The 10,719-nt window shown below is 44.4% G+C and carries 10 protein-coding genes and 1 tRNA gene; 2 read left to right on the forward strand and 9 right to left on the reverse strand.

What is annotated here, in order from left to right; genetic code table 11:
* A partial coding sequence (locus GXP69_RS19030) for a hypothetical protein (protein WP_204282096.1) occupies positions 1-184 on the forward strand: 184 nt, incomplete at its 5' end.
* A gap of 255 nt (positions 185-439) precedes the next feature.
* Here GXP69_RS19030 and GXP69_RS18735 read toward each other — a convergent pair.
* The 6 genes from GXP69_RS18735 to mltG form a co-directional block, all read right to left on the reverse strand.
* A complete protein-coding gene (locus tag GXP69_RS18735) occupies positions 440-1,420 on the reverse strand; it encodes a helix-turn-helix domain-containing protein (RefSeq protein WP_163917138.1) in 981 nt (326 codons plus the stop codon).
* 663 nt (positions 1,421-2,083) lie between these two features.
* Positions 2,084-2,168, reverse strand: a tRNA-Ser gene (locus GXP69_RS18740).
* Positions 2,169-2,295: 127 nt separating this feature from the next.
* Positions 2,296-4,113, reverse strand: a complete 1,818-nt coding sequence (locus tag GXP69_RS18745; protein WP_163917140.1) for a DUF4153 domain-containing protein — start codon at positions 4,111-4,113, stop codon at positions 2,296-2,298.
* 110 nt (positions 4,114-4,223) lie between these two features.
* The gene (locus tag GXP69_RS18750; RefSeq protein ID WP_163917142.1) at positions 4,224-5,189 is read right to left on the reverse strand and encodes a YihY/virulence factor BrkB family protein; all 966 of its coding nucleotides are present in this window, start codon (positions 5,187-5,189) and stop codon (positions 4,224-4,226) included.
* Positions 5,186-5,599, reverse strand: coding sequence for an acyl-CoA thioesterase (locus GXP69_RS18755; RefSeq protein ID WP_163917144.1), 414 nt, complete (start codon positions 5,597-5,599; stop codon positions 5,186-5,188). The genes GXP69_RS18750 and GXP69_RS18755 overlap by 4 nt, the downstream gene beginning before the upstream one ends.
* 98 nt (positions 5,600-5,697) lie before the next feature.
* Complete coding sequence (gene mltG / locus GXP69_RS18760) at positions 5,698-6,768, reverse strand: endolytic transglycosylase MltG (protein ID WP_163917146.1); 1,071 nt, start codon at positions 6,766-6,768, stop codon at positions 5,698-5,700.
* Positions 6,769-6,990: 222 nt separating this feature from the next.
* Here mltG and GXP69_RS18765 point away from each other — a divergent pair, with 222 nt between their 5' ends.
* Positions 6,991-7,620: an L-threonylcarbamoyladenylate synthase gene (locus tag GXP69_RS18765; RefSeq protein ID WP_163917148.1), complete on the forward strand. Its 630-nt coding sequence runs from the start codon at positions 6,991-6,993 to the stop codon at positions 7,618-7,620.
* Positions 7,621-7,734: 114 nt separating this feature from the next.
* Here GXP69_RS18765 and GXP69_RS18770 read toward each other — a convergent pair whose 3' ends face one another.
* The 3 genes from GXP69_RS18770 to GXP69_RS18780 are packed head-to-tail and all read right to left on the reverse strand — an operon-like array spanning position 7,735 to position 10,410.
* The gene (locus GXP69_RS18770; RefSeq protein WP_163917150.1) at positions 7,735-8,838 is read right to left on the reverse strand and encodes a hypothetical protein; all 1,104 of its coding nucleotides are present in this window, start codon (positions 8,836-8,838) and stop codon (positions 7,735-7,737) included.
* On the reverse strand, positions 8,832-9,461 hold the full coding sequence (locus GXP69_RS18775) for an ABC transporter ATP-binding protein (RefSeq protein WP_163917152.1): 630 nt from the start codon (positions 9,459-9,461) through the stop codon (positions 8,832-8,834). Before GXP69_RS18775 ends, GXP69_RS18770 begins: the two co-directional genes overlap by 7 nt.
* A 40-nt stretch (positions 9,462-9,501) precedes the next feature.
* A complete protein-coding gene (locus tag GXP69_RS18780; protein ID WP_163917154.1) occupies positions 9,502-10,410 on the reverse strand; it encodes a lysophospholipid acyltransferase family protein in 909 nt (302 codons plus the stop codon).
* Between the last annotated feature and the right edge of the window lie 309 nt (positions 10,411-10,719).

Consider the following 10,719-nt stretch of genomic DNA (forward strand, 5'->3'; position numbering starts at 1 on the left):
GGGTAAGTATTTTGCACCAATAAAAACAAACTCAAAAACTCAGACTGTTTTCGACAGTACACAAACCCAAAATAAACACCTGAAGGCAAGTCAGATTCTAAAAGCTAATTCTTTGAGAACCTTACTTTTACAGGCATTTATTTCATTCCGCAAGTTACAAGTTGTGCTTGCGTCTTTCCTATAAGGGTTTGGACTAATTTGTCTTGTTTTGAAAACGGAGACAAATTAAAAGTGTGAACACCTGTTCAGGTTAAACCTGGACTCATGGGTTGGGGATTACAGACTATAGTTAGTGGAGTTTTAAACTCCAACCCATTTGCAGGTAAAACAGCCCGAAGAGGTTACTAAGTAAGCTAATGCACGTGTAGTACACTCTTACATTGCATTGGTTAATTTATAGTTAGGAAGGGCACTCGTACAATCAGTAAACCGGAGTTTTTTAGATCGAATCTTTTACTGAAACCAGGTATTCTTTGGGGTTAATACCTTCTATTTTTTTAAAAGCCTTGTAAAACCCGCTTCTAGAGGCAAAACCTGCCTGTCGAGCCAATGCTTCTATAGTAAAGCTTTGCAAAGACCCCTCTTTCTCTAGCTGTGTTTTCAGATAAGTGATGCGGTAGTGATTTAAGAAATCTTTAAAGCTTTTCTTAAGATACATGTTTAAGACCATAGAAAGCTTGTATGTGGGAACACCTATGCGAGTGGCCAGGTCCTGCACTTTCAGGGTCTTATCCCGAAAACATTCTGTCTCCATCATAAATTGCTCTAACTTTTCCAGAATGCCTTCTGCCTCTTGTACCTGCATTGGTAAATTGCTCTGCTTTTTTATACGGGATAATGTTTCCGGCTTCATATCCAGGAAGGAGGCAATAATATCGAGCGGAAGACGGTCGATGTACCCGGGCTTTGATTTAATAAAATACTGGTAGCGCTCCTCGGCATTGCCAATACGAACTACGTGCGATCGCTCCTGTGCTTCGCGGTAATAGTTTTCGTAAACCTGCCGGATTACATAATTAAGATCAAAAAAACGCTTATATAAGTCCTGCAGCAGATCTGTATGCACGGCCAGCACATGGGTAGGTTCTATGGCAACTATAGCTTCTTTAGAGGGCTCCTGACCGTAAAGTCCTGACAAAGAACTCACAAATTCGTTCTCAACAGAAATATAGGTGGTTATTTTTTTATGTTTATGCAAAGAGTAAGCTGCCACCGCTCCCTTACGGATAAAAAACATGTGATGACACAGTTGCCCCTGCTGCACCAGATGCTGCCCTTTCTCCAGTTGAAGAGCCTTTGTATTCTTATAGAATTCAGCCTGTAGCTCTGCGTCTATAGGATGCACCATAGCTAGCAGGCCAATCGTATGTGCTATATCTTCCGGATTTGCTTCAGTAAAATGTAATGGGGTTTCATTCATTACATGGCTTCGGATAACTTGATTTAAAGTGCAGTAAGAGAGATCACATATACAAAACTATATGTTTTGTAAATGTAAAATAAAACCCTTTTAATTAAAAAGAATCAAACTATTTAGTATTATTCTTAATGCTACTGAAGTACGAGCTCCCTAGTTATGGTATCATAACTATACGAAGTACACAGTTAAAACAAATACATTGCATAAGATAGCCTAGTCCCTGTAACCTGCCCACTAGTTCCTAAGCACCCACCTTAGAGCATCAATCTGTTTCTGATTATCACTGATCTTTTGTTTATAAAGCGCGTGCGTACTTCTATCACCTTGTGTAATGCTGGATTTCTTTAGAATCATTTCTATTTCATCTGTCATATTCCGGTTATGCGCCTGCAATGCTTCAATCTTTTCTAGGATATCAAGTTCAGATTTCATGCTCTCGTAATCGTTAGTAAAACCTATTTTTTAGAATAAACATCCAACTACACATACCACCAAATGCAATATAACAAATTGTTTATCAATTCGATACAAGAATAAAAATCATAAAAAAGTACAAAATAAAATAACTTTGAAGATAGAGTAAAGATGTGTGGCAATTAAATGCGCTTAGCTTTGAGAGGGCATATAAACGAAAAAAGCCCGAGCTGTGTAGCTCAGGCTTTGCAGAGAGTGAGGGATTCGAACCCCCGGACCTGTTACAGTCAACGGTTTTCAAGACCGCCGCGTTCGACCACTCCGCCAACTCTCTGTACTTGATTCGGATACAAAAGTATGGTAGTGCTCCGAATTTTCAAAACTATACGACAATATTTTTCACTTGTTTTAGTACTTAAACTATAACCCCCTGATTACGAACTATAAAAATTTTACAGCAACTATAGTTCGCTTATAAAAAGCAGCAACTCCAGCGCATTAACTTCTACCTCTTTGTTCTCTTCCTTCCCTGAAAGCTCCCGGAAAGTAACTCTTGCACGCTTTTTATCTCCAGCCAGAGTAAACGTCATTTCGCTTCTTGTTCTGTAACCAATGGTTCCTTTCCTTAATTTACGGGTAATCGGCTCCAAATTCAGGCGAAGCGTTTCTTCTTCAAAAGCAAGGTGCAACACGTTATTCTCTAAACTCACCACCAGTGGCAGGTTACCAAGCTTCAGGTCCTGATTCTTGTTGTCGGTGCGCAGCCATAGTTCGGCCATATAACTATAGCCGTCAATTTGGAAAACTTCTCCCTTGTCATCATACTTATCGAGCGAATAATGAAAGTATTGGGTACTTTTTATACCACTTTCAGATGTATAGTCGAGCCCCATTTGGTCAAGAATTTCGTTGCGGGAAGTTTCGCGAATGGTCCATTTCGATTCAGCACCAGTTTTAATGGAATCGAGCGTTATTGCCACTTTTGCATCAAACCAGCCTTCCATGGCTTCAAACCCATGGTGCTCGGCCAGGTAATCAACTATAGAACTGATCTGGGCGGCAGTCTCCTGTTTTAGCTTCTGGCTTGCGGGCTGCACTTTGTCGCTTACCAATAAGCCGTTCTGCTCAAGTAAGTGGCGCAGGCGGCTTACCTGGCTCCACTCGGAAACCCGAAACATGTTTACCGGACCAAAAACAGCCAGAAGGGCAATGATGCTAAGTGTGAAAGGGATAAACTTAATGTTACGCTGCTTGCTTAAAACAAAATACAGTACTGTTGCCACCAGCCACACAGCAAGGGCTATCACAACATAGCGTGCTTCGGTGATGCCATACTCCGATACCCTGCGCCAGATAACCAGCACCAACAGAAACGCAAGCGGAAAGAGTGCCCTGTAAAACCATTTTGAGAAGGTATGCATCCACCGGTTCCCAGTTAAGTTCCGGATCGGATGTATCAGCAGCAGGGATAAGATGCCAACTATAGAAAAACAAAGTACAAGCACCGATACCCAGCCTTCAGGCCACTCCCACTGCAATAGTATCTTGGCCATGTATGCATATAGTATCACCAGGTAAATGGTAACCAGCGGCAGCAACACAAACTGTGTAAAAACTTTCAGGCCTTTGGGGTAAGTATGGGTCTCTTCCAGTTCCGCTACGTTGGTTGGCACACCAGCTAAAAAGAACCAAGTATTAAACATGCCTACCATAAACACCCAAAGCTCCGGGTAAATCTTGTCAGGCACGTCCAGGTTAAACAACTGCTCCAGGGCAACTATAGCTATAACCAAACCCAGGTATAAAACAGTGGTGTAGAGCACTGCCGTAAGAATGCGCAGAAACATCGCTTTATTAAACTGCCAGAAAGCATTCTCTTCCCGCTTATTCAGGAACATAATATAAGAAGCCGCCAGATGCAGTGCCAACACCAAAGCCAGGTGGCGGATCATGTAACGCAGTTCCGGCTGAATGAAGTAGTAATAAACACTCAGGAAAGCCAGCCCACCCAGCCATGCCAATGCACGTGCTTTAAGAGAGAAATTGAGCCTGCGTGCCAGTAACTCGAGCGTAAAGAACAGGATAAGCCCCGCAGAGCTGACGATGATCAGTTTTATCAGCCACTCATTTTCATCAAAATTTTTGGCCTCAATCTCAATAAGTGTGATAGCAGCTATAGTTCCGGTTAGTGCAGAGAGCAGCGCAAACGGAAATTTAAGGAAGGTTTGCACAGCGTCATTTAAGAGCTGTTGCAGGGAAATATTCTTCAGAAACTGCATGTTGTTTTATAGCTTACAGGTAGCGGCTCCCGTCCAACACAGGGAACCAGGAAATAAGGTAACTATAAATCTGAAGAAAATAGCAGAAATGCTATATAAAGAAGCGGTACTTATGCGGCAGCTATAGTTGTGTCGGGATTACGTTTGCGCACCAGGCGCTTGGTAACTGAGTCGATACTCACATTAATCTCAAAGCCCAGTATCAGGATCATCGAAATAAAGTCGAGCCAGATCATCAGACCTATCAATGCCCCGATGGACCCATAGAATTTGTTGTAGGTATCAAATGCGCTGATGTACATCGAGAAGATCATTGACACCAGGAAGATCAGCCCCGTAGCCACCACAGCTCCCGCCGAAAAGAATGGCCACTTATCTTCAATAGCCGGCACATAGTAATAGATTAGCGATGTTGCCAGCAGGAAAAGCAGGATAATAGCGACATACTTCAGGATCACGATCAGGGTATAGGTGTAGCTTTCAGTTACTACCTCATAAAACACCAGCGCATCCAGTATCCACTGCCCGAAGAAGATAGCCGCCACAGCCAGGAAAAGGATCAACGATAAAGCCACTGTCAGTACCGTAGCAATCAGTCGTTTCTTAACATAGGTACGCTTATAAAAGGTATGATACTTTTTATCAAAAGCATCCATCAGCGACATAATGCCATTGGTAGAGAGCACCAGTGCAAACAAAAAACCGAAAGACAATAAGCCCCCTCGTGGTTTGTTTACAATGTCTTCTATAGTTCCGTAGGCTACCGTATACATTTCGGCAGGCAGAAAATCGGAGATAAAGTTCAGGATGCTCTCGCTCAGGTCCAGCGACAAAACGCTTGGGATATATGGAATGAGCGTAAATAGGAAGATGATGCTCGGGAAAATTGCCAGCGTAAAGTTGAAGGCCATGTACGAAGCTCGCTTGGTGATGGAGTCCAGGCGCAGCTCGCCCAGCAGCACATCGGCCACATCGTACACCGACGACTGCCCGTTGTTAAATCGCAACCTTTTCAGGAAAACGATAAACTTACGATAAGCCCGGCGGCGCTTCAGGTATTGCTGGTTATACTTCATTCGCTAAAATACGAATCCATTTTCTGGTGTATCAGCTCCGGGATAGCGGTTGGCCTGCCGGTCTGCATATCAACAAACACCATAGTTGTTTCACCAATGTTCAATAGCGTTTGTTCCTCGTTATACACTTCGTATTCAAACTTTATACGCGTGCCGTGCGGCTTATGCTTTACAAACAGTTTTATGGTTAGCAGGTCGTCGTACTTGGCAGGGCGGATGTATTTGCATTTGAGTTCCAGCACAGGCATCATGGTTCCAGTAGCTTCCATCTCTTTATAATGGATACCCAGCCTGCGGAATACCTCGGTACGGGCTACCTCGTAATAAGCGCCATAGTTGCCATAGTATACATAGCCCATCTGGTCGGTTTCGGCGTACCGCACCCGTATCTGCACTTCTGATTCAAACATAGCTTTAATTTTGACAAAGGATTTTTAGACATAAGACAAAGGACAGGAAACTATAAATTGCTCTTTTGTCCTTTGTCAAATAGTCTTTCATCCAGGTGTTATTTCAAGATGTTGCGTTGGTTCAGGGCTTGCTGGTAACGGCGGGCGTTGGCCAGGTGCTCGCTCATGGTTTTGGCAAAGCTGTGGTACCCTGAAAAATCTTCTTTCGCGCAGAAATAAATATAGTCGTGGCTTTCCGGGTTAAGCACCGCATCGATGCTGGAAATGTTAGGCATGTTAATAGGTCCCGGTGGCAAGCCTTTATACATATAAGTATTGTATGGCGAGTCGTGGCGCAGGTGCACGTTCAGGACACGACGTATCGTAAAATCACCAACGGCAAACACCACGGTCGGGTCAGCCTGCAGCAGCATGCCTTTCTCCAGGCGGTTCAGATAAACGCCTGCCACACGTGGTTTTTCATCGTTCTTAATTGTTTCGGCTTGTACAATGGATGCCAGCGTTGATACTTCGCGTTGCGTTAAACCCAGCGCTTCTGCCTTATCCAGGCGCTCCTGCGACCAGAACTTATCATACTCGGTTTTCATGCGCTGCAATAGTTCTTCGGCTGTTATGGTCCAGTACACTTCGTAGGTGTTCGGAATAAACATGCTTACCACGTTGGTCGTGTCGAAGTCCAGTGTTTCCAGGTATTGCGGATCTGATAGCAGGGCATCAATTTCCTCTTTCGATGGCTCCACTTCAGCGGCAAGTTTCTCGGCTAGCTGGCTGCGCAGGCGCACATTATTGAAGGTAAGCTTTACCGGGGTTTGCTGCCCGGCACGCAATACACCTATCAGTTGGCGATTACCCCAGCCATTTTCTAGTTTATATTTGCCCGGCTTTACCAGTTCAGGGTAGTCCATCAGCTTGGCCATAAAGCGCAACGACAACGGATCAATGATTACGCCGCTGGCTTCAATGGAATCCATGGCCTGCTCATAAGTGGCACCCGTTGGGATGTACACATAGGTTTCCTGATCTTTTGTGTCCACATTCATGGTGTACACGATCTGGTATGCGTAGTAGGAGAAGCTTACAAAGAGAAACACAAACAGCACCGACAGCGCCGGAATTACCTTACTTTTCTCTTTCTTTTTTCTTTTTGATGTAGTGACTTTCTTAGCCATAGTAAGTTTTAAAGGCGCAAACAGGGTGTATAGGTTCCGCGCCCAATGTTATATCAGCCTCAAAAATAACACTTCTCTTCCTAATTGCGAACCTGTTACCTTACGATTACCTGAATTATCTTTGCAGCACAGTGCAACCACACACCGCCGAAACATAACGTTTACTGCTGATGTTGAGTATGTCTACCATTGGCCTGCAACTGTAAACAGAACTATAAAACTATGAGTAACGCTATCTTTTTAAGTATTCACCCCGATAACCCACAGGAGAAAAAGATCCGGGAGGCAGCCGAGATACTGCGCAATGGCGGCGTGATCATTTATCCTACCGACACCATTTACGGTATGGGCTGCGATATACACAACGCACGGGCTATAGAGCGGGTATGCCAGATAAAAGGCGTGAAGCCAGATAAGGTCAATCTATCGTTCATCTGCTCCGACCTTACCCACATCTCCGACTACGCCAAAATAGATACGCCCACTTATAAGGTGATGAAGAAGGCGCTGCCCGGTCCGTTTACGTTTGTGCTTAATGCCACCAGCAGCGTGCCTAAATATGCAGCAGCAAAAAAGAAAACAGTAGGTATTCGTGTGCCCGATAATCAGGTAGCCCTTGCTTTGGTACGTGAACTTGGCAACCCTATCCTCTCCACCTCTATCCGCGACGAAGATGAAGTACTGGAATACAGCACCGACCCGGAGCTAATTTATGAGAAGTATAGAAACCTGGTAGACGCCGTTATTGACGGAGGCTATGGTAACAACATCGCATCTACGGTAATAGACGCCACTAGCAATGATTTTGAAGTACTACGCCAGGGAGCAGGCGACATTGAAGAATTTCTATAGTTTGGGAGTTGTTATAAGTTAGAAAGTTGAGAAGTTTGTAAGTTAGAAAGGTAAGCTAATAGTTTACTTCTTGCTATTCATACTCATTACTTTGTACGCATTACTCATTTCTCACTATTCATTAGTCATTAATTCAAACTTATAGTAGCGGGGGTAGAAGATGAGTAGCGCGATAGTTACTTCGACCGCTAAAACTATAGTTGCGCCGGACGGCAGCAGCATGGCCAGGCCCAGATACACCAGGCAAGTAAACAGCCCGAAACGCTGCAAGTGCATGTTTTGCAGGTACAAGATTGCCATGAGCAGCAGTAACAGTCCCAGGCCAATTGCAAACGTTTGCAAAAGGTCTGTCCAGCTCATCAGGCCGATGGAATAATTAAACAATAGGCATAGTTCAGGGAGTAACAGCAGCAGGTAGGTAAGCAGGTAACTTAACAGGCGTTTTGTTCTGCTAACAGGCAGGTTACGGGTAAACGCCAGCTGCTTTTCTGTAAATTCAAAACTATAGTATACTAGCATACCATGGGCTGCTGCGCAAAGCAGAAACAATAACCGGAAATAGTTGAGCGAGAACATATCGCGGTTCACAATGAACACCATGTAGAACACAAAGCCCGAGAAAACCTTTACGACCAAAAGCGCCAGTTTGCGCTCGTGCAGTAAATGATGCAATGGATAAAGAGCGGGCCATTTTGCAAAGTTACCGGTAAGTTTAATCGGTAATCTGAGCGCTGCCCTGTGGTAGCCATTCAGGTTAAGGACATATAGCCAGGCACTGCCGGCACAGGCAAGCATTAAGAAAAGCACTAACAAGAGTGAAGCAACTATAAACCCCTGCTGCAAGCCTATAACTATAGTTACACCTAAGTAAAACAGCACCGGCAATGCGAGTAAAATCTGGCAGAACAGTAAAACGCTAAACTGCTTCCGCACAGCTAACGCCTGCAGGTTTATCAGAAATCCATTTTCCGGTTTAGAGATGGCTGCAAGTACATAAGCCGCACATTTATAGTTGTAGAGCAGTGCCGCCAGCATGGCTACTCCCATCCCTATGTTGGTGGCAACTATAGTATGCATCAGGCTGCTGTGGTACAGTACAACTTCACGGGCATTCATCAACCCGAAAAGCAGGTAAAACAAAAACAGGAAAAAGCCGGTGTTCTCTTTGTAGAATGGCCCGACCAGTACCCTGGCCACTATAGTTGCAACGCTTAGCATAAAGCAGGTTGCGGCGTTATAGTTTGGTTGGCTACAGCTAAGGCTACAGGCAGCAATGCCTCGAAAGGTTGGTGCGAGCTAATGATGAATGTTATGCCTTGTTGCGCAACATCAGCAATCAGGTTAGTAAGTATCTGCTGAGAATGATCATCCAGGGTAATAAAAGGCTCATCGAGCAGGATAAGTTTGGGAGCACCTGTAAACGCTAATACCAGCGACAGTTTTTTAGCCATACCACTGGAGTAGGCACCAATTTTATGTTGGCTATAGTTACTAACTCCCAAAGCTTCTGCTAATGTATTGATCTGCGATGAGTCTGCCTTCCGGGTTTGGCGGTAAAATTTCAGCAGATCATCGCCTGTCAGGAAAGTTGGGTAAAGTGGTTCGGCTTCGGCGTAACTTACCAATTGCCTATAGTTGATGGGATTTTTCTTGATACTTACGCCCTGCACAGCTATAGTTCCTTCAAAAGGTAAAAGGCCTGCCACAGATTTCAGGAAAGTCGTTTTGCCGCTTCCATTCTCCCCTTTCAGCCAGTAAATGCCGGTTTCCAGTTCCAGCGCCGGTACCTGCAGCACCAGTCTGTGGTTGTAGCTTTTACTATAGTTCCCGATCCGGACCATACGTGGGTTGTTTTTATGAATATACCTGCAACGCTATATTTCAGGAAATATTGGCTGGCCGTTGCCGTTTCCAGCGCCGGTGTGTCCAGAGGTAATCGGCCGGGGCACGACGGATGGCTGCATCGAGTTTATTCACGAAGTCCTGTGTCAGCGGGAAATCGCCAAGGGCGGCGGCTGGAACTATAGTTTCGGTGCTTACGGGCTCAAAAGTTAATTCGTAATGGCCACGCTTTACACGTTTCACATCCAGGAAAAGCACCGGATAGTTGAACATGCGTTGTAGTTTTTCTGCGCCTACATAAAATCCGGTATCCTGGTGCAGGAACTCTGTCCAGAACTCGGTCTCGTGCAGCAGCGGCGTCTGGTCAGATAAAAGAGCAACTACGCGTGGCACATTACGATGGCGGATAAAATCGCGGGATGTTTGCTTGATCTCGATCAGGCGGGCACCTAACCGGCTACGGGTATAGCGCATAAAGCTTTCGAAAAACGGGTTGTTCAACTTTTTATAAACACCTTCGGCCGGAAAGTTAAACGTAACCGCCGCTGCCGACAAAGCCCACTCCCAATTGGCTACATGCGTACCCAATATAAGCACCGGCGTGCCTTGCGCCACCAATTCTTCCAGCATTTCCGGGTTGGTAAACTTTACCCGTTCGCGCATTTCACTTGCAGGCATTCCAGCCATCCGCAGTATCTCCACAATCACATCGGCAAACTGGCGATAAAAGGCTTTGGCTATAGTTTGCAGTTCTGCCTCAGATTTTTCCGGAAAAGAACTGCGCAGATTTTGCAGCACTACTTTTTTGCGATAGCCTGCCACATGGTACATCAGGAAGTACAGAAAGTTGGCAAACCCATACAGCACCGACAGCGGCAACGCAGCCAGCCCTTTGAGCAGCAACCAGACAGGGTAATACAAAAAAGGAATATCTATACTTTTCTTCATCAGCAATAAAGCAGCTGCAAAGGTACGATTAATCAGAATTATGAATTAGAAATTATGAATGAAAGGCAGCTACCTTGATATACAATCAATATTCCCAAACTATAGCCGAAGTGAAGCATTTTACCCACAAACTATAGTCAGGACTTTTCCCTTTGAGTTATTTCAATTTTATTAGTGATGAGAATTCATAATTCATAATTCATAATTCATAATTCATAATTCATAATTCATAATTCATAATTCATAATTCATAATTCATAATTCATAATTCATAATTCATAATTCATAATTCATAATTCATAATTCATA

The organism is Pontibacter burrus (assembly GCF_010686685.1).
In the GTDB taxonomy this organism is placed as follows: domain Bacteria; phylum Bacteroidota; class Bacteroidia; order Cytophagales; family Hymenobacteraceae; genus Pontibacter; species Pontibacter burrus.